Origin of the sequence: Modestobacter versicolor, from assembly GCF_041028285.1 — a bacterium.
Lineage (GTDB): Bacteria > Actinomycetota > Actinomycetes > Mycobacteriales > Geodermatophilaceae > Modestobacter > Modestobacter versicolor_A.
This window is the reverse complement of sequence record NZ_JABGDB010000005.1, coordinates 203,947-222,365: the sequence shown is the minus strand read 5'-3', so window position 1 is coordinate 222,365 and position 18,419 is coordinate 203,947. Positions and strand designations below refer to the sequence as shown.

At 76.8% G+C, this 18,419-nt stretch carries 15 protein-coding genes; 4 read left to right on the top strand and 11 right to left on the bottom strand.

All coding sequences use genetic code 11. From position 1 onward, the window contains the following. Positions 1-295 precede the first annotated feature (295 nt). Together HL054_RS17170 and HL054_RS17165 are read right to left on the bottom strand one after the other, a co-directional pair. On the bottom strand, positions 296-2,590 hold the full coding sequence (locus tag HL054_RS17170; RefSeq protein WP_369140254.1) for a hypothetical protein: 2,295 nt from the start codon (positions 2,588-2,590) through the stop codon (positions 296-298). A 156-nt stretch (positions 2,591-2,746) separates the two neighbouring features. Continuing rightward, positions 2,747-4,030, bottom strand: a complete 1,284-nt coding sequence (locus HL054_RS17165) for a competence/damage-inducible protein A (RefSeq protein ID WP_369140253.1) — start codon at positions 4,028-4,030, stop codon at positions 2,747-2,749. A 113-nt stretch (positions 4,031-4,143) separates the two neighbouring features. On the opposite strand from HL054_RS17165, the gene HL054_RS17160 reads away from it, so the two are divergent. Both HL054_RS17160 and HL054_RS17155 read left to right on the top strand, forming a co-directional pair. After that, positions 4,144-5,076 (top strand): hypothetical protein, encoded by a 933-nt coding sequence (locus HL054_RS17160; protein ID WP_369140252.1) that lies wholly within the window; start codon positions 4,144-4,146, stop codon positions 5,074-5,076. Then, positions 5,073-5,408: a hypothetical protein gene (locus tag HL054_RS17155; RefSeq protein ID WP_369140251.1), complete on the top strand. Its 336-nt coding sequence runs from the start codon at positions 5,073-5,075 to the stop codon at positions 5,406-5,408. The genes HL054_RS17160 and HL054_RS17155 overlap by 4 nt, the downstream gene beginning before the upstream one ends. Here HL054_RS17155 and HL054_RS17150 read toward each other — a convergent pair. The 4 genes from HL054_RS17150 to HL054_RS17135 all read right to left on the bottom strand — a co-directional run bounded on the left by HL054_RS17150 (position 5,401) and on the right by HL054_RS17135 (position 11,835). Beyond that, positions 5,401-7,278 carry a SpoIIE family protein phosphatase gene (locus HL054_RS17150; RefSeq protein WP_369140250.1) on the bottom strand — a complete coding sequence of 626 codons (1,878 nt, stop codon included), beginning with the start codon at positions 7,276-7,278 and terminating at the stop codon, positions 5,401-5,403. The genes HL054_RS17155 and HL054_RS17150 overlap by 8 nt on opposite strands. Positions 7,279-7,382: 104 nt before the next feature. Then, complete coding sequence (locus HL054_RS17145) at positions 7,383-9,119, bottom strand: serine/threonine-protein kinase (RefSeq protein WP_369140249.1); 1,737 nt, start codon at positions 9,117-9,119, stop codon at positions 7,383-7,385. A gap of 145 nt (positions 9,120-9,264) precedes the next feature. Beyond that, entirely contained in the window at positions 9,265-10,401 is a 1,137-nt protein-coding gene (locus tag HL054_RS17140) for a glycerate kinase (RefSeq protein ID WP_369140248.1), read from the bottom strand. Between the two features lie 9 nt (positions 10,402-10,410). After that, positions 10,411-11,835 carry an MFS transporter gene (locus HL054_RS17135; RefSeq protein ID WP_369140247.1) on the bottom strand — a complete coding sequence of 475 codons (1,425 nt, stop codon included), beginning with the start codon at positions 11,833-11,835 and terminating at the stop codon, positions 10,411-10,413. A gap of 83 nt (positions 11,836-11,918) precedes the next feature. Between HL054_RS17135 and HL054_RS17130 the strand changes: the two genes are divergently transcribed. Beyond that, on the top strand, positions 11,919-12,362 hold the full coding sequence (locus HL054_RS17130; RefSeq protein ID WP_369140246.1) for a winged helix-turn-helix transcriptional regulator: 444 nt from the start codon (positions 11,919-11,921) through the stop codon (positions 12,360-12,362). A 7-nt stretch (positions 12,363-12,369) separates the two neighbouring features. On the opposite strand, the gene HL054_RS17125 is transcribed toward HL054_RS17130, so the two are convergent. The 4 genes from HL054_RS17125 to efeU all read right to left on the bottom strand — a co-directional run bounded on the left by HL054_RS17125 (position 12,370) and on the right by efeU (position 17,125). After that, positions 12,370-13,734: an NAD(P)/FAD-dependent oxidoreductase gene (locus tag HL054_RS17125; RefSeq protein ID WP_369140245.1), complete on the bottom strand. Its 1,365-nt coding sequence runs from the start codon at positions 13,732-13,734 to the stop codon at positions 12,370-12,372. Positions 13,735-13,802: 68 nt separating this feature from the next. Then, positions 13,803-15,092: an iron uptake transporter deferrochelatase/peroxidase subunit gene (efeB, locus tag HL054_RS17120; RefSeq protein ID WP_369140244.1), complete on the bottom strand. Its 1,290-nt coding sequence runs from the start codon at positions 15,090-15,092 to the stop codon at positions 13,803-13,805. Positions 15,093-15,105: 13 nt separating this feature from the next. Further along, entirely contained in the window at positions 15,106-16,254 is a 1,149-nt protein-coding gene (efeO, locus tag HL054_RS17115) for an iron uptake system protein EfeO (RefSeq protein WP_369140243.1), read from the bottom strand. Then, complete coding sequence (gene efeU, locus HL054_RS17110) at positions 16,247-17,125, bottom strand: iron uptake transporter permease EfeU (RefSeq protein ID WP_369140242.1); 879 nt, start codon at positions 17,123-17,125, stop codon at positions 16,247-16,249. The genes efeO and efeU overlap by 8 nt, the downstream gene beginning before the upstream one ends. Positions 17,126-17,335: 210 nt before the next feature. Between efeU and HL054_RS17105 the strand changes: the two genes are divergently transcribed. Beyond that, on the top strand, positions 17,336-18,115 hold the full coding sequence (locus HL054_RS17105) for an enoyl-CoA hydratase-related protein (RefSeq protein WP_369140240.1): 780 nt from the start codon (positions 17,336-17,338) through the stop codon (positions 18,113-18,115). A 36-nt stretch (positions 18,116-18,151) separates the two neighbouring features. On the opposite strand, the gene HL054_RS17100 is transcribed toward HL054_RS17105, so the two are convergent. Then, a complete protein-coding gene (locus HL054_RS17100; RefSeq protein WP_369140239.1) occupies positions 18,152-18,370 on the bottom strand; it encodes a hypothetical protein in 219 nt (72 codons plus the stop codon). Positions 18,371-18,419 lie beyond the last annotated feature (49 nt).

The following is an 18,419-nucleotide window of genomic DNA, read 5'->3' as shown; positions in this document are numbered from 1 at the left end:
CACCCGGGCGGGCGGGGAGCCGGGATCCGCCCCCGAGGATGACCCCGGCCGTTGGGTGGTCGAGGCCCCGCCCCCCGTGCACGGGGCCCCGACCGGTACAGGGGTGGTCGACCGGGCCGAGGACGGTGCGTCGCTGCGGCCGGGACCACCGGTCTGGTGTTCCGGAGGTGGTGGCGACCCGCGCTGCCCGGAGGCGCGCAGGGGTCACCGCTCTCGCTGGTGCGAGAGGCAGGTGCGGCGGGGACTCAGGCGCGCAGCGGCGCGCCGGCCGGGGCCGGACCTGCGGGAGGGGCCGTCAGGCGGGGGAGACGGAGGGCTCGGCGTCCGAGCCGTCGTCGAGGGCCGCGACCGGAGCGGTCGAGACCAGGTCAGCCAACGCAGGCTGGACCGGGGGTGCGGGGAGCGTCGCGAGGAGCGCTCCGCCGCCGGTGCGCGGTCCGTCGGACGGCGCGGTGGGGCTGGGCGCGGCCGGTGCGGGTGCGCCCGAGGGCAGGTCGGGAGCCGGGGCCGGGGTCGGCACGGAGGTCGCGGTGCCGGCCGGCTCGGGCTGCGGCTGGGCGCCCTGCCGGGGGTCGGCCACCGGTGACACCCGGAGGTCGGCGCGCTCGTGCACCGGCAGGACGGCGGCGCTGCTCCCGGCCGCCGAGGCCGGCGCGGCGGCGGACGCCGTCGGGACGGCGATCGGCAGGGCCACGGCGGGCTGCGTTCGGACGGGCTCCACCGACGGGGCGGTCAGGCCGGGGGTCGCGGAGGCCGGCCGGGCGATCACCGGAGAGCTGCGGAGCTCGACCACGGGAAGGACGCCGACGGCGACGGGGGCGACCACCCCGTCGACGACCGGCCGGACGGCGGCCACGACGGGCTGGACCACGGCTGCGGTGGCCTCGACCACCGGGACGACGGGCGACACGACCGCGGGGGGCGGGGTGGCGACCGGGACGACGGCTGCGGGGACCAGCGGGACGGGCGCGGTGACCGGCGCCGCGACGGGAGCCGCTGGCTCGACCACGGGGACGCCGACCTCCACGACCGGGTCCCGCACCGGGGCCACGTCCTCGGTCCCCGAGACCACCGTCTGCACGACCGGCTCGACCACGGGGGTCGGCACCTCGACCACCGGGGTCACCGACCCGACGACGGGAGCGGCAGCCTCGGACACCGGGACGACCGCGTCCACGACGGGCTCGACCACCGGCGTCGCGACGTCACTCACCGGCGCCACTGCCTCGACCACAGGAGCACCGGCCTCGACCACCGGGCTCACCACGGGAGCCGCGGCCTCCACCGCGGGGACGACTGCGTCCACGACCGGCGTCACCGCCTCGACCACGGGAGCCACGGCCTCCACCACCGGAGTCACTGCCTCGACCACGGGAGTCACGGTCTCGACGACCGGGGCGACCGTCTCCACGACCGGCTCGACCACCGGGGTCACGACCTCGACCACCGGCGTCACCGCCTCGACGACCGGGGCGACCGTCTCCACGACCGGCTCGACCACCGGGGTCACGACCTCGACCACCGGCGTCACCGCCTCGACGACCGGGGCGACCGTCTCCACGACCGGCTCGACCACCGGGGTCACGACCTCGACCACCGGCGTCACCGCCTCGACGACCGGGGCGACCGTCTCCACGACCGGCTCGACGACCGGCTCGACCACCGGGGTCACGACCTCGACCACCGGCGTCACCGCCTCGACCACGGGAGCGACGGCCTCGACGACCGGCGCGACTGCCTCCACCACGACGGGCGCGATGTCAGCGACCGGCTCGACCACCGGCGACACGACCTCGTCGACGACGGGGAGCGCCACCTCGGTGACCGGCTCGACCACCTCGACCAGCGGCAGGACGATGGACTCGGCCACCTCGGTCACCGGCTCGACGACCGACTCGGTCACCGGCTCCCCGAACTCGACCAAAGGCGCGACCGGCGCGACGACCTCCGTGACGGGCTCGACGACGTCGACCGCGGGTTCCACGGTGTCGACCACCGTGTCGACGACCTCCACGGCGGGCTCGACCACGTCCGTGGCGGGCTCCAGCACCTCGACCGCGGGCTCGACGACCGTGTCGACGACCTCGACGGCCGGCTCCACCACGTCCGTGCCGGGCTCCACGACCTCGACGCCGGGCTCGGCCACGTCGGTGACCGGTCCCACGACCTCGAGCGCAGGCTCCACAGCCTCGACCACCGGCTCGACCACCGGCTCGACCACCGGCTCGACCACCGGCTCGACCACCGTGTCGACGGCCGTGTCGACGGCCGTGTCGACGGCCGTGTCGACGGCCGTGTCGACGACCTCGACGGTCGGCTCGACCACGTCGGAGACCGGCTCCACGACCTCGGTCACCGGCTCGGCGACCGTGTCGACGACCTCCGCGACCGGGGCGACGTCCGCCACGGTCTCGACGACCGACGCCACCGGCACCTCATCGGCCGGGCTCTCAACCGGGGCGACGGTGGTGTCGACGGTGGTCTCGACGACCGACTCCACGGCGCCGAGCAGGCTCGGCTCCTCGGCCGAGGCCGCACCGGCGCCGAGGCCGATCGCCAGGTAGCCACCGGCCGCGCAGCCGAACGTCACCAGGGCCCGCCGGGTCCACAACCAACGGGAGGGTTCCCGTCGCTCGTCGGCACCCCGGCGGTGTTCCACGCCAGAGCCGTTCCCCATCGGGTCGACGGGCAACCACGCCGTCGGCGATTCCTCTACGACCCCCGGCGCTGTTCCACGTGGAACGCCTCAGGCGGGCGGACCGCCGAGCAGCAGCTGACGCAGCAGGTGCAGGGCCATCGTCGTCGTCCGCTGCCGGACCGCCTCGCGCGAGCCGGGCAGGACGACGGAGCGGGTCGCCGTCCCGTCCGGGCCGACGACCGCCAGGTGGACGGTGCCGACCGGCTTGTCCGGGGTGCCGCCGCCCGGTCCGGCGATGCCGGTGACGCCGACCCCGACGTCCGCACCGAACCGGTCGCGCACGCCCTCGGCCAGCGCCAGCGCCACCTCGGGGCTCACCGCACCGGCGGCGGCCAGCGTCGCGGCCGGCACCCCGAGGAGCTGCTCCTTGGCGCTGTTCGCGTACGCAGCCACCCCGCCCAGCACCCAGGCCGAGGAGCCCTCGACCGCGGTGAGGCGTGCCGTCAGCAGCCCACCGGTGCACGACTCCCCCACCGCCAGCGTCCAGCCCCGGTCGGCGAGCGCGGCCGCGACCAGGTCGTCGACCGTGGGGCCGTCGCTGACGAGCGTGTCGCCGAAGTCGGCGCGGACCGCCTGGTCGAGCCGCTCCCAGGCCGGCTCGGCGCCGGGCTCGTAGCGGGTGACGATCTCCAGTTCGCCGTCGCGGAGGCAGGTGGTCACCTCCAGCCCGGTCAGCTGGTCGTCGACCCGGCGCAGGGTCGCCGCGAGCTCGGACTCCGGGGTGCCCCACAGCCGGAGCGTCCGCTGCCGCAGCTCGGTGGCGCCGGCCAGCGCCGCGCGCACCAGTGGCGAAGCGAGCGCGGCCGGCCACATGCCCTGCAGCTCGGACGGCGGCCCGGGCAGGACCAGCACCGGCGGGCCGCTGCGCCCCTCGGCCGGCGGCACGACCAGCCCGGGCGCCGTCCCGACCGGCTCAAGCACGGTGGCCCCGACCGGCACCTGCGCCTGCTTGGTGACGCCGGCCGCGGTCGCGGACGGGTCCAGCCGCCAGCCGCGGCGCGCCGACAGGCGCTCGACCACCGCCGTGATCCGCTGCTCCAGCGCGGCGTCCACCGCCGACGGGCGGCCCTGGAAGTCGCCGACCACCGCCGCGGTCAGGTCGTCGGCCGTCGGCCCGAGACCGCCGCTGGTGACCAGCAGGTCGGTCCCGTTGCCGGCCAGGAACGCCAGCGCGGCGCGCAGGTCCTCCGGCCGGTCACCGACCACGACGACCTGACCGACGTCCACGCCCACGTCCCGCAGCGCCTCGGCCAGCCAGGGGCCGTTCCGGTCCGCGACCCGCCCGGTGAGCACCTCGGTGCCGGTGACCACGATGCCCGCACGCACTGCCACGGCCCGACCCTAGGCGTCGGCGCCGCTACGGTTGGCCACGCCCCTGCCCCGCGGTCCGCACCCCCGGCCGTCCGCCGCCGGGGCGCCCTCCGCCGCCCGCCACCAGGAGACCGATGAGCCACCCGCCGATCCCCGAACCGCAGCCGCACACCGACGGCGACGAGCCCCGCACGCAGTCGATCCTGCTGCCGCCGAGCCAGCGGCAGACCGAGGCGGGGGAGCCGGCCCAGGCCGAGCAGCCGGAGCCGCCCGTCGTGGGCCAGCCGCTGCCCGGGCAGTCCGGACCGGGGACCGCGCAGTTCGAGCAGCCGGCCCCCGGCCAGTTCGACCAGCCGCCCTACGACCCCCAGCCGTCCTTCGGCGGCCAGCAGGAGTTCGACGCCCAGCAGTCGTACGGCAACCAGCAGTCGTACGGCAACCAGCAGTCGTACGGCAACCAGCAGTCGTACGGCAACCAGCAGTCGTTCGACACCCAGCAGTTCGGCGGCCAGCCCGGGTACGCACCCGGCCCCTCGCAGGTCACCGGCCCGGTGGGCTTCGTGCCGGGGTTCGCCGCGGACGACCGGCAGGCCGGCCCGGCCGGCAGCACGGCGGCTCCGTTCCCGCCTCCCCCGGGCGCGGGCACCTCCCCCGGTCGCCCGGCGCACCCGTCGCTGGGCCGCCGGCGGTCCCCGCTCGCCGCCCTCGGCGGCGGCGCGCGCACCGCGGTCCTGCCGCTCGTGCTCGGCGTGGTCGGCCTGGCGCTGCTGCAGCTCGGCCTCACCCGCGAGTTCGGCAACCAGTCGCTGTGGGACGTCGTCCCGACCTGGTCGGCCTTCGCCACGGTGGCCGCGCTGGTGGCCCTGGTGCCGGCCGTCGCGGCGCTGGCCGGCCGGCTGCCCGCCCGGACGGCCTGGCGGGCCGGCGCGGTGGGCCTGGCCGCCCTGGTCGCCACCTGGGTGCTGGTGGCGCTGCCACTGGCAGCCAGCGACCGTGGGTTCTGGCTCACCGCGGCGGTCGCCGCCTCGGGTGCCGCGCTGTGGCTGGCCCCGGGGCGCAGCGAGTGAGCAGCGGCCGCGGCTGGTCCCTCGGCGCGGCCGTGCTCGCCCTCGCCTCGCTCGGCCTGTCCTGGGCCGGGCAGGTCTCCGGTGCCGCGCACCCGGCCCGGGCCGCGATCGTCGTCGGCCTGCTGCTCGGCTGGACCGGCTACCGCCGGCGCTCCGGCCGGCTGCTCGCCGCAGCCGCCGGGGCGGGCGTGGTGGGCGTGCTGAGCGGCGGGCTGGACGCCAGCCCCGGGCGGGTGGCCCTGGCCGGCGCCGTCGTCTGCCTGGTGCTCGGCTGCCGCGCGGCCGGCGTCCCGCTGCTGCCCCGCCGGACGGTCGGCCCGCCGGTCAGCTGAGCGCGCTGTGCCCCTCCGGCAGCCGGCTGCGGCCGGCTGCCGCAGGGCGTGGCCGGTCCTGCGGGTGCGCCCGGACGGCGAGCAGCGCGACGTCGTCCTCGACCGCTCCCTCCAGCGCGCCGAGCAGCTGGTCGCAGAGCTCCTCGAGCGGGAGCCGGCCGACCCGGTGCAGCTCGGCGGCCAGCCACGCGAGGCCGGCGTCGAGCGACGTCCCGCGCCGTTCCACCAGGCCGTCGGTGTAGAAGAGCACCGTCGACCCGGGCGCCAGCTCCTGCACGTGGTCGGCCCGGGTGGCCGAGGGGTCCAGCCCGAGCAGCAGGTCCGGCTCGTGCTCGAGCAGGGTCACGTCGCCCTCCGGGGACACCAGCAGCGGCGGCGGGTGCCCGGCGTTGCTCCAGCGCAGCAGCCGCACCCCGCGCTCCTCGTCCTCGGCCGGCTGCTCGACGGTCGCCAGCACCGCCGTGGCCAGCGTGTCGACCTCCAGGTCGCACATCGCCCGGTCCAGGGCCGACAGGACGGCGGCCGGCGGCTCCTGGCGGCTGTGGGCGATGCCGCGGAGCACGTTGCGCACCTGGGCCATCGCTGCGGCGGCGTGCCGGTCGTGCCCGGTGACGTCGCCGATGACCAGCGCGGTGCGGCCGTCGGGCAGGAGGAAGGCGTCGTACCAGTCGCCACCGACCTGGGCCTGGGACGCGGCGGGCAGGTAGCGGACGGCGATCTGCAGGTGGTCCGGCTCCGGCGGCGCGGTGAGCAGACTGCGCTGCAGCGCCTCGGCCATGCCCTGGACGGCGGCGTGCCGCTCCCGCTCGGCGTCCCGCGCGCGGATCCGCTCCAGCGCCTGCGCGCACTGCGCGGCCAGCGCGCCCAGCAGCTCGTCGTCGGCCGGCGCGAGCACCTGCGGGGACGTCCAGCCGACGCTCAGCGAGCCGATCCGGCGGCCGGCGCTCTCCAGCGGCACCGCCGCCCACGCCTGCACCCCGGTCGTGGCGACCAGCTCGGCCAGCTCCGGGGAGAACGCCTCGCTGCCGGCGCGGTCGACCAGCAGCACCCGCTCCCCGGTCCGGGCGGCCACGCAGCCGGGGTAGGGCGCGGTCAGCGGCAGCAGCGCGTCCGGGCCGACGCCGATGGGGCTCATCCCCTCGGTGAGCACGAGCCGCAGGTCGTCGTCGCCCTCGTAGACCGCGACGGCGCCGCCGCGGGCACCGAGCGCGACCAGGCCGCGCTCGGTGACGGCCCGGGCCAGGTCGTCGAGGGTCTCCGCCCGGCCCAGCGCCAGCGCCACCCCGGAGAGCGCGGCCAGCCGGCGGGCGGTGTCGGCCTCGGCCTCCCGGGCGGCCCGCAGCTCGGCGCCGCGGGCGTACAGGTCGCTCTCCACCTCCAGCACCCGGCGTTGCCACTTCTTGCCGGTGCCGCTGGGGTGCACCGCCTGGGCCTGCTCGCGGACGTAGTCGGTGATGTCGTCGGCGCGCTGCAGCAGGTACCGGCAGCCCCCGCCCGGGTCGAGCACCGGCACGCTGATCAGACTCCAGAACCGCTTCTCGAAGCCGCCCGTGCCGTCCGGGATGTCGTACTCCTGCACTGACATGGGGTGGGCCCGGCCGGAGTCCCGGGCGCGCTCCATGGCCGCGCGCACCTTGGCCGCCCCACCGTCGGGCTCGGCGTCGTTCGGGTTCCCCGGGAAGGCCTCGAAGACGCCGCGGCCGACGAGCTCGCCGAGCGTGCGGCCGGTGGTCGCCAGGAACGCGGGGTTGGCGTCGGCGATGACCAGGTCCGGCGTGAGCACCAGGTACGGGGTGGGCATCGCGGTGAAGACGGCGGCGTGGTCGACCCCGGTCGCGGCGGAGCCGGGCGCGTCCTCCGGCTCGTCCACCCGCGCGACCACGGCCCCTCACGACCCCCGGGGTCCACCGCCACGCTGCGGCGGGCCCGTGGCGCAGAACATACCGGCGGACGGCCGCCGCAGCGCGCCTTCGCTCAGCCCCGGGCGCTGACCGAGGAGCCGGTCGACGAGCCGCCCGCAAACCCGCCCGACGTGCCGGTCGAGGAGCCGGTCGAGGAGCCGGTCGAGGAGCCGGTCGAGGAGCCGGTCGAGGAGCCGGTCGAGGAGCCGGTCGTCGTGCCGCCGGGGCTCGGGGCGGCGGTGTCCCCGCCGTCGTCGTCCGAGCCGTCGTCCGAGCCGTCGTCGGAGCCGTCGTCCGAGCCGTCAGCCGGGTCCTCGTCGCCGCTGTCCGTGCCGCCGTCGGTGCCCTCGCCGCCGGGCTGCCCGTCCGTCGTCCCCGGCGCGGCGGTGTCGACCGGCGCCGGCGAGGTGGTGGTGGGCGCCGGCGTGGTCGGGATGGGAGCCGGCTCCGGGGCCTGGACGACGGCCTCGGCCGGCGCCCGCGGGGTGCTGCTGCGGGGCGCGGGCGCGACCGCGTAGGTGACCAGCACGGTCTGGCCGGGCTGCAGGCCCACCGACAGCGGCGCGACGTCGACGACGGTGTCCGGGGCGCTGTCCGCGGTCTCGACGGCCTCCAGCTGCACCAGCAGGCCCATCGCCTCGAGCTGCTGCCGGACGGCCTCCACCGGGCGGCCCAGGTAGTCGGCGCCCTCGAGGACCAGCGGGGCCGGAACGGGGCTGGAGGTGGCCGGCGCGGTGGCCGCGGTGGTGGCCGGCGACGGGACGGCGGTCTCCGGCTGCAGGACCAGCGCGGCCAGACCCGCGCCCACCAGCAGCGCGACGACCGGCACCAGCAGCCGGCCGACCCGGTTGCGGACGCCCACCGCCGGACGTCGGGTCGCGCCGGTGGCCGGGGCGGCGCCGGCCAGCGCCGCGGCGTCGGGGAGCAGCCAGAAGCTCTGCGTGTCGGTGCGGTGCACCGGCGGCAGCTGCCGGCCGGCGAGGACCTCGTCGACGGCGGTGAGGAAGGCCGCACCGTCCGGGTAGCGCTGCACCGGGTCCTTGACCAGGGCGTGCTCGACGAGCGTGCGGATGCCGGCCGGGACCGACTCCGGCAGCGGGTCGGGCTGGTCGCGCAGGTGCCGCAGCGCGATGGCGACGGAGTTGTCGCCGTCGAAGGCCCGCCGTCCGGCGAGGCACTCGTAGCCGACCATGCCCAGGGCGTAGACGTCGCTGGCCGCGGTGGCGTGCGCGCCGGCCGCCTGCTCGGGGGAGAGGTAGGCGGCGGTGCCGATCACCTGACCGGTCTGGGTCAGCGGCACGCTGCCCGCCGACCAGGCGATGCCGAAGTCGGTGATCTTGACCATGCCGTCCCAGCGGACCAGCACGTTGCCCGGCTTGACGTCCCGGTGGACGACGCCGGCCTCGTGCGCGACGGCCAGCGCGGCCGCCGTCTGCTGGAGGATGTCCAGCGTCCGTTCGGGGCTCAGCGAGCCGGAGCGGGCCAGCAGGCTGGACAGCGACTCGCCCTCCACCAGCTCCATGACCAGGTAGGCGAGGTGCTCGCCCGACCCGTCGATGGCCGGCTCCTCGCCGTAGTCGTAGACGGCGGCGATGTTCGGGTGGCTCAGCGCGGCGGCGTGCTGGGCCTCGGCGCGGAAGCGGGCCAGGAACAGCTCGTCGCCGGTGTACTCGCTGCGCAGCACCTTGACCGCGACCGGGCGGCCGAGCAGCTGGTCGTGCGCGCGCCAGACCTGGCCCATGCCCCCGGCGGCGAGCAGCCCGCGGAGCTCGTAGCGGTCGGCGAGGGTCTTCCTCGCTGGCTCCACCACGTGCTGTCCCCTCGTCCTGCCTGCTCGTCCGGTACGGACCCCGACCGACCGGCCGCTGGCGGGCTGGACGCACCGACCGGGGGGTGCCCAGGTGGAGCGTTCTCACACATGCGTTCGGAGGCCCTGTCGACCGTAGCGGGGAACGTCACGGTGTGACGGACTGTTCCCGCGCCTCCTGCCGACCGGCCTCGGCCAGCCACCGGGCGGGCTCCGCCATCGCCGCGGCGACCGACCCGGCCAGGTCGGTCAGGGAGACCGCCCGGTGCACCGGGCGGTCCCCCTCCCCGTCCACACCGGCGGCGTCGACCCGGCCGGCGACGACGGTGACCGGCACCCCGGCGCGATCGGCCCGCTCGACCAGGGCCCCGACCACCTTGCCGCGCAGCGACTGGGCGTCGAACTGGCCCTCCCCGGTGAGCACCAGGTCCGCGCCGGCCAGCGCCTCGTCGAGCCCGGCGGCCTCGGCCACCGCGGCGGCGCCGCTGACGAACTCCGCGCCCCAGCACGCCGCGAACCCGTACGCCGTCCCGCCGGCCGCGCCCGCGCCCGGCGCCGCCCGGTCCCCGCCGAGCAGGTCGGCCAGCCGGGCCAGGGCGGCGTCCAGGACGGCGACCTGCTCCGGGGACGCGCCCTTCTGCGGACCGAACTGGCCGGCGGCGCCGAGCGGGCCCAGCAGCGGCGCGGTGACGTCGACCAGGCAGCGCACCCCGCCCGGCGGCGGCGGGACGAGCCCGTCGAGGTCGACCCGGTCCAGCCGGGCCAGCGCCCCGCCACCGGGCGGCAGGTCGGCGCCGTCGGCGTCCAGGAACCGGGCGCCGAGGGCCGCCAGCGCGCCGGTGCCCCCGTCTGTGGTGGCCGACCCGCCCAGGGTGAGCAGCACCCGGTCGACCCCGGTGGCGACGACGGCGGCGAGCAGCTCGCCGAGCCCGCGGGTGGTCGCCCCGAGCGGGTCGGGCCGGTCCAGCAGCGGCAGGCCGGCGGCCCGCGCCATCTCCACCACCGCGGTGCCGTCGGGCAGCAGCAGCCAGGCGGCGTCCACCGGCCGGCCGTCAGGGCCGGTGACCGGTGCGGTGCGCCAGCAGTCGGCGGGCAGCTCGTGCCCCAGCGCCTCCAGCGTGCCCTCTCCGCCGTCGGCCAGCGGCACGGTGCGCACCTCGTCGTCCGGCCGGACGACGCGCCACCCGGCGGCCAGCGCGTCGGCGGCCTCGGCCGCGCCGAGCGTGCCCTTGAAGGAGTCCGGCGCGACGACCACGCGCATCGGCGGGTGGGCGTCGGCGACCATGGGCCGACCCTAGGGCGCGGTGGCCGTCCGGAGCGCCCGGGCCGGCCGGATGACGGCGACCAGCAGCGCGCCCAGCAGCGTGAGCGCCGCCCCGCCGATGGCCGCCCGGTCCCAGCCGGCCAGCAGCTCGGCCGGCGTGCCGGTGCCGACGACCAGCACCACCACCGTGACCCCGACGGCGGCACCGAGGTACCGCGCGGTGTTGTTGGCCCCGCTGCCCATCCCGGCCCGAGCCGGGGGCACGTGCGCGACGGCCTCGCGCCCCAGCGCCGCGTTCGCGGCGCCGTAGCCGACGCCCAGGACCACCAGGCCGGGGAGGAGCCGGGCGCCGGAAGACCCCACGCCGAGGACGGCGAAGCCGCACAGCCCCACCGCCGAGACGGCGAGGGCGATCGCCAGCAGCACCCGCCCGTCGAGGCCGGGCACCAGCCGGACGGCGAGCGCGGTGACGGTGCTGACCGCCGACCAGGCGAGCACCAGCAGGGTGGCCTGGAGCAGGCTCTCGCCCAGGCCGCGCTGCAGCACGGTGGGCACGTAGGAGCACAGCCCCACGACCGTCGCGCCGGTGACGAACGCGCCGATGGTGGCCGCCAGGAAGCCGGGGACCCGGAAGAGCCGGAGGTCGATCATCGGCGCGGTCTGCCGGAGCTCGGCCACCACGAAGAGGGCCAGCAGCGCGGCGCCGCCCAGCAGCAGGACGACGACCTCGGGCTGCGCCCACCCGCTGCGCGACTCCACCAGCCCGCTCAGCAGCGTGCTGATGCCGCCGGCGAGCAGCACGATGCCGGCGACGTCGACCCGGCGGTCGGCCCGGCCCCCGGACTCCAGGAGCGCCCACCGGGCGACGACGGCCAGCAGGACGGCCGCGGCGGCGGTGGCCCAGTACGTCGTCCGCCAGCCCTGGCCGTGGTCCAGCGCGACCGCCACCAGCCCGCCCAGGCCGGTGCCGGCCCCCACGCTGGCGCCCCAGGCCGCGGCCGCCCGGGCGCGGGCGGGGCCGAGCGGGAAGACGTGGCTGATCACGCCCAGCGCGCCGGCGAGCACCGCGGCGCCGCCGACGCCCTGGAGCAGCCGGCCGGCGACGAACACCGCCGGCGACCCCGACACCGCCACCAGCACCGCGCCCAGGCCGAGGACCACCAGGCCGGCGCAGAACACCCGCCGCCGGCCGAGGTCGTCGGCGAGCACGCCCACGGTGAGCAGCGCGGTGGCCAGCCCCACGCTCATCGCGCTCAGCAGCCACGCCTGGGCGCCCGGACCGGCGTCCAGGGACACCGACGTCCGGACGGCGGTGGCCAGCGGGGTGACGAAGGTGACCAGCACCAGCACCGTGGCCAGGGACGCCATCGCCAGGGTGCGGACCTGGACCGGCGTCGCCGGCTCCGGGCGGGCCGCCCTGCCGCGGCGGGGACGGACGTCGGCGCTGTCCGGCATGCGAGCCCCTACCGGTCGGTTTGGTCCTCGGACTGACGCGGCGGACGTTAGCGCGCGTCGGTTTGATGTGCAAACCTCGAGGCGTGACGCTGGTGACGGAGCTGCCCGGACGGTTCTGCTCGATCGCTGCCGCCCTGGAGGTGGTCGGCGACCGCTGGTCGCTGCTCGCCGTCCGCGAGGTCTCGCTGGGCCACCACCGGTTCGGTGAGGTGCTGGCGGGCACCGGCGCCCCCCGGGACCGGCTCTCCGCCCGGCTGAAGGCCCTGGTCGAGGCCGGGGTGCTGGAGCGGCGGCAGTACTCCGACGCGCCGCCGCGGTTCGACTACCACCTGACCGCCTCCGGCCGGGACCTGGTGCCGGTGCTGCGCTCGCTGATGGCCTGGGGCGACCGGTGGGCCGTCGAGACCCCGCCGGTCACGCTGCTGCACCACGACCACCCGTTGCAGCCGACGACGGTCTGCGCGACCTGCGGCGAGCGGGTGCGCGCCGGCGAGGTGCACACGCAGGCCAACACCCCCGCCGGCTGACCGGACGTCAGCCGGCCGGTGACCCGTACACGCGGGTGCCCTGGGCGGCGGCGAGCCGGGCGTCCTCGGGGCGGACGACGTCGAGCTGGGTGCTCTCGGGCGGCAGCACCGCCTGCCAGAGCCAGTCGGTGGCCACCCGCAGCCGGTTGGCCATCGCCGGGAGCGCGTACAGGTGGTAGGCGCGGGTGACGACCTTGGCCAGCGGACCGGTCAGCGGCACCCCCAGCGGCTTGGCCACGGCGTCCCGCCCGCCGAGGTCGGCGACCAGGCCGAGGTCGCGGTGGCGGTAGGGCCGCGCCGTGCCCACGCCCAGGCTCGCGGCGACGTTGCGGCCCAGCGCCGTCCCCTGCCGCTGGGCGTGCTGCGCGGTCGGCGGGGTGGGCGGCGGCGTCGCCGCGGGCAGCGCGGCCGCCAGGTCGGGGACGGCGGCGGCGTCCCCCGCCGCCCAGAGGTTCGGCACGCCGGGCACGGACAGGTCGGCGTCGACCTGCAGCCGGCCCTTGCTCGTCGGCAGGCCGAGGCCGGCCACCAGCGGGCTGGCGGTGACCCCGGCCCCCCAGACGAGCGTGCGGGTGGCCACGACCGTGCCGTCGGTCAGCGTGACGGTGCGGTCGTCGGCGGACGCCACGCTCACCCCCAGCCGGACGTCGACGCCCCGGTCGCGCAGCAGGTCCAGGGCGAGGAGGCCCAGGTCGGGGCCCAGCTCGGGCAGCACCGTCGGGGCGAGGTCGACCAGGATCCAGCGGATGTCACCGGCACCGGTGCGGTTCCAGCGGCGCTCGATGGTCCGCAGCCAGCGCTGGGTCTGCGCGACGAACTCGGTGCCGGTGTAGCCCGCCCCGACCGCGACGACGGTCAGCCGCTCACGGCGCCGGGCCCGGCCCTCGTCGGTGTCCGGCTCGGCGTCGGCGGCGTCCAGCTGGTGCATCAGGTGGTCGCGCAGGTAGACGGCCTCGACCAGCGTCTTCAGCCCCCGGGCGTGCTCGGCCACGCCGGGGATGTCGAACTGCCGGGTGATCGAGCCGGGCACCAGCACCAGCCGGTCCCAGCGCTCCCGGGTCACCTCGGTCGGCCCGGACGCCGGCGCGGACGTCACCGTGACGGTCCGGGCGGCGAGGTCGGCGCCGGTGACGTGGCCCAGCACCAGCCGGGCCCGGGGCAGCGCCCGCCGCAGCGAGACGGCGATGTGCCGGGCCTCGATGACGCCGGTGGCCACCTCGGGGAGCAGCGGGCTGTAGAGCAGGTAGTCGGTCGGGTTCACCAGCACCAGCTCGGCCTGCTCGGCGGCCAGGCGCCGGTGCAGGTACCGGAGTGCGTAGAACCCGGCGAACCCGCCGCCGACGACCACGATGCGCGGGGTGCCCTCGACCATGGGCCCAGCCTGGCCGTTCGGCCCCCGGCCGTCCAGCGCCGCCCGCCGGGGCTGCGCCGGGACGCCGGTCAGGAGAACAGCGCGCGGCCCCACCAGTCGTCGTCGCCGCGCACCCCGGGCGGGCAGGCGAACACCGCCGACGAGGTGTGCTGGACGTACTCGTTCATCGCGTCCAGCCGCAGGTTGCGCTGCACCTGGGTGAAGCCGGTGTCCGGGTCGCGCTGGTAGGCGATGAAGAACAGCCCCGCGGCGAGCCGGCCCAGCCCGTCGGAGCCGTCGACGAAGCTGTAGCCGCGCCGCAGGATCGCCGTCCCGGAGTTGGTCGGGTGGGCGAGGAAGACGTGCGAGGTCTGCGGGATCGCGAAGTCGCCGTCCACCTGGGTGGTGAAGTCGACCGGGTCGAACTCGGCCTGCTGGCCCAGGGGGGCCCCGGCCTTCTTCGTCCGGCCGATGGTCGCCTCCTGCTCGGCCAGCGTCGAGGTGTCCCAGGGCTCGATCCGCATCCGGATCTTCCGGGTCACCACGTACGAGCCGCCGGCCAGCCAGTCGGCGCCCGGGTCGCCGTCGGCCACCCAGACGAACTGGTCCAGCGCCTTCGGCGCCTCGGCCTTGAGGTTGTCGGTGCCGTCCTTGAACCCGAAGAGGTTCCGCGGCGTCGCCTGCGCGCTCGACGTGGACGACGTCCGGCCGAACCCGAGCTGGGACCAGCGGACGCTGACCACGCCCGCGCCCAGCCGCACCAGGTTCCGGATCGCGTGCACCGCGACCTGCGGGTCGTTGGCGCAGGCCTGCACGCAGAGGTCACCGCCGCTGATGGCCTCGTCGATCGCGTCGCCGGGGAAGGCCGGCAGCGGGGCGAGCGGCGCGGGCCGGCGGGCGGCCAGGCCGAACCGGTCGACGCCGTCGGCGGTGGTGAAGAGCGTCGGGCCGAACCCGACGGTGAGGGTCAGGCCGCTGGCGGGCAGCCCGAGGGCCTCGCCGGTGTCGTCCGGGACGTCGTACGGGCCGCCGCCCACCGCGCCCACCTCGCCGGCGTCGGAGCCCGCGGTCATCCGGCGGGCGGCCGCCGTCCAGGCCTGGAGCACCTCGACCAGCTCGGCGCGGTCGTCGGTGATCACGTCGAAGGCTACGAAGTGCAGCCGGTCCTGCGCCGGGGTGACGATCCCGGCCTGGTGCTCACCGGTGAACGGCACCGCGTCGTCGGCGGCGGCGGACGGCGACGGCGCCTGCTCGTCGGCGGTGGCCCGCCCGATCACGCCGCCGGTCGCCCCGGCCGCGATGACCCCGGCGGTGCCGGCCCCGGCGAGGCCGAAGAAGCGGCGTCGGGACAGGCCGCCGGAGCGCGCGTCAGTGCTCATCGCTGGTCAGGTCTCACTTCCCCGCGACGACCGAGGCCACCTGGCTGACCGACTCGGTCAGGGCGGTGATGCTGTCACTCAGGCCGCGCAGCTGCTCGTCGGTCAGCTGGTCGTACGACGTCCAACCGTCGCCCGACCGGTACTGTTCCAGCTCCGCCTCGGTCGCGGCGAAGCGCTCGTCGATCTCGGCGACCAGGTCCGGGTCGTTCTCCTCGAGGTACGGGCGCAGCGCCTGGACGGCGGCCTCCGAGCCCTCGAGGTTGGCGGAGAAGTCCCAGAGGTCGGTGTGCGAGTACCGGTCCTCCTCGCCGGTGATCTTGCCGGTGGCGATCTCGTCGAGCAGCGCCTTGGCGCCGTTGGCCAGCTGCAGCGGGTCGAGGGTGACGTCGTTGGCCAGCGCCACGATCTCCTCGACGTCGGCCTTCAGCTTGTCGGCGTACGGGCCCATGTCGGAGACGTCGCCGGCCTCCCACAGCGCCTTCTCGATCCGGTGGAAGCCGGTGAAGTCCTCGCCCTCGGCCTGGTCGCCCTCGCGGCCGTCGATGATCGGGTCCAGGTCGCCGAAGATCTCCGCGACGGGCTCGATCCGCTCCCAGTAGGTGCGGGAGACCGGGAACAGCGCCTTGGCGCCCTCGATGTCGCCGGCCTTGACCGCGTCGGTGAAGGCGGTGGTCTGCTCCAGCAGGGCGCCGGTCTGAGACTGCACGTAGCGCTGGTAGTCCACGCCGGCCTGGGCGAGCGTCTCGTCCTCGGACAGGGTCGCGGCCTCACCGGAGACGACGAGGTCCGAGCGGATGCCGTCGCCGACCATGCCGGGCTTGCAGGCCGTCTCGTACTCCCCGGCCGGCAGCTCGACCCGCAGCTCACGCGCGACGCCGGGGGCGATGTTCTCGACCTCCGCCATCACCCGGTCGCCGTCGGCGTAGACGTAGAACTCGGTGACCTTGCTGCCGGAGTTGGTGACGGTGAACTGGTGCACGCCGGCGTCCAGCTCGGTCGTCGCCACCTCGCAGCTGTCGTCGGCGGCCGCGACCGCGATGTCGTCGGTGGCGCCCCCGGAGCCCTCGGAGGCGCCGTCGTCACCGCCGCAGGCGGCCAGGGTGACCGCGGTCAGCCCGGTCAGGGTGAGGAGGGCGATGCGGCTACGCGCGGGATCAGACATGCGGGGTGCTCTCCGGGACTGCGTCAGGGGCCGGCGCCGGGACGGCGGCCGGGGTGGTGCGGGTGCGGGTGGGCAGGAGGAACAGGACGAGCACCGGCACCAGGTAGGCCAGCCAGGCGATCGTCTCCAGCACGGTGGGCTGCGGGGTGATGTTGAACAGCCCGGCGGCCAGCGCGCCGTACCAGCTGGTGGGGTCCAGCCAGCCGGTGGCGTCGAAGGCGTAGGTGGACAGGCCGGGCAGGACGCCGGCCTCCTGGAAGTCGTGCACGGCGTACTTGAAGATGCCGGCGGCGACCAGCACGAGCAGGCCGCCGCTGACCATGAAGAAGCGCGACAGGTTGATCCGGATGGCCCCGGCGTACAGGCCCACGCCGACGACCACCGCGGTCAGCAGCCCGGCGCCCAGCCCCAGCAGCGGCGAGGACGACGTGGCGCCGCGCGCGGAGGCGAAGAACAGCAGCGTCGTCTCCAGCCCCTCGCGGGCGACGGAGAGGAACGCGATGCCGACGACGGCGCCGACCCCGAGGCCGATGGCGCCGTCCAGCCGGCCGCGCAGCTCACCGGACAGCCGGCGGGCCGTGCGGCGCATCCAGAAGACCATCCAGGTGACCAGGACGACGGCGAGCACCGAGGTGATCGCGTCGAAGAGCTCCTGCCCGGGGCCGCCGAGGACCGTGGTCGAGACGTAGCTCAGCGCCCAGCCGAAGCCGATCGACAGCACGGCGGCGGCGCCGACGCCGGCCCAGACGGGCAGCAGGTGCTGACGCCGTCCGGTCTTGACGAGGTAGGCGACCAGGACGCTGACGATGAGGACCATCTCCAGGCCCTCACGCAGACCGATGAGGTAGCTGGCGGTGAACACCGGCCGCATGGCTGCACCTCCGGACGGACGGGGTCTCCCCGCGTCCGGTGACGTAGGGCAGGCTCACCTTAGACAGTCCCCCGGGCCGCGTACACACCCGTCCCGCCGCGGGCACGACGGCGACCGGTCCGCCGCAGCCGCCGCGTGGCAGGGTGGCGGCCGGCGCACCCGGCCGCACGACCGGCCGCGGCTCCTCCGACCACCGCTGAGAGGACGACGATGCCCGAGCCCACCGTCACCCGCACCGATGCCGACGGCGTCGCGACGCTGACCCTGCAGCGCCCCGCGCTCTCCACCCGGCTGCGGGCGGAGCTGCTCGAGCACGTGCGGGCGGTCGCCGACGACGCCTCGGTGCGCGCCGTGCTGCTCACCGGCACCGGCCGGGCCTTCTGCGTCGGTCAGGACCTCGCCGAGCACGTCGAGGTGCTCCGCGGGGACGCGGAGGCGTCGCTGTCGGTGGTGGAGGCCGAGTACAACCCGCTGGTGCTGGCGCTGGCGGCGCTCCGGGTGCCGCTGGTGGTGGGCATCAACGGCGCCTGCGCCGGGGCCGGCCTGGGCCTGGCGCTCGCCGGCGACCTGCGGGTGGCGGCGGCCGGCGCGAAGTTCACCACCGCGTTCGCCGCCATCGGCCTGTCCAGCGACTCCGGGCTGGCGTCCCGGCTGGTGCACTGCGTCGGCGGCTCGCGGGCCGCCGAGATCCTGCTGCTCCCCGAGCCGTTCACCGCCGAGACGGCGGGCATGTGGGGGCTGGTGCACCGGGTGGTCGAGCCCGACCAGGTGCTGGCCGAGTCGCGGGCGCTGGCCGCGCGGCTCGCGGCCGGGCCGACGCTGGCCTTCCGGGCGCTGAAGACGGTGCTGGCCACCGCCGCCACCGACTCGCTGGAGGACACCCTCGCCCTGGAGGCGTCGCTGCAGAGCGGGCTGGGCGCCACCGCCGACCACCGCGAGGCGGTCGAGGCGTTCCTGGCCAAGCGGCCCGCGGAGTTCACCGGCCGCTGAGCCTGCTGCCCCGTTCCACGTGGAACGGGCCAGCCGTCAGCGGGTGGAGGTGGCGCAGGCCGGGCAGACGTCGGTGCCGGCGGCCGGCCAGGCGCGCTCGGTGGTGACGCGGGCGAGGGCGCCGCAGACGGTGAGCTCGCAGGCGCCGTCGAGGTCGGCGGCGGTCCGGTGCACCTCGACGGCGTGCCAGAGGGCGGCCGTCGGCCCGTGTGCGCGGCTGCGGGCGGCGACGTGGGTGGTCGTGGTCTCGGTCACCCCTTGGTGGTCGGCAACCGCGCAGCGCCGGCACAGCGGCCCCGCCGGC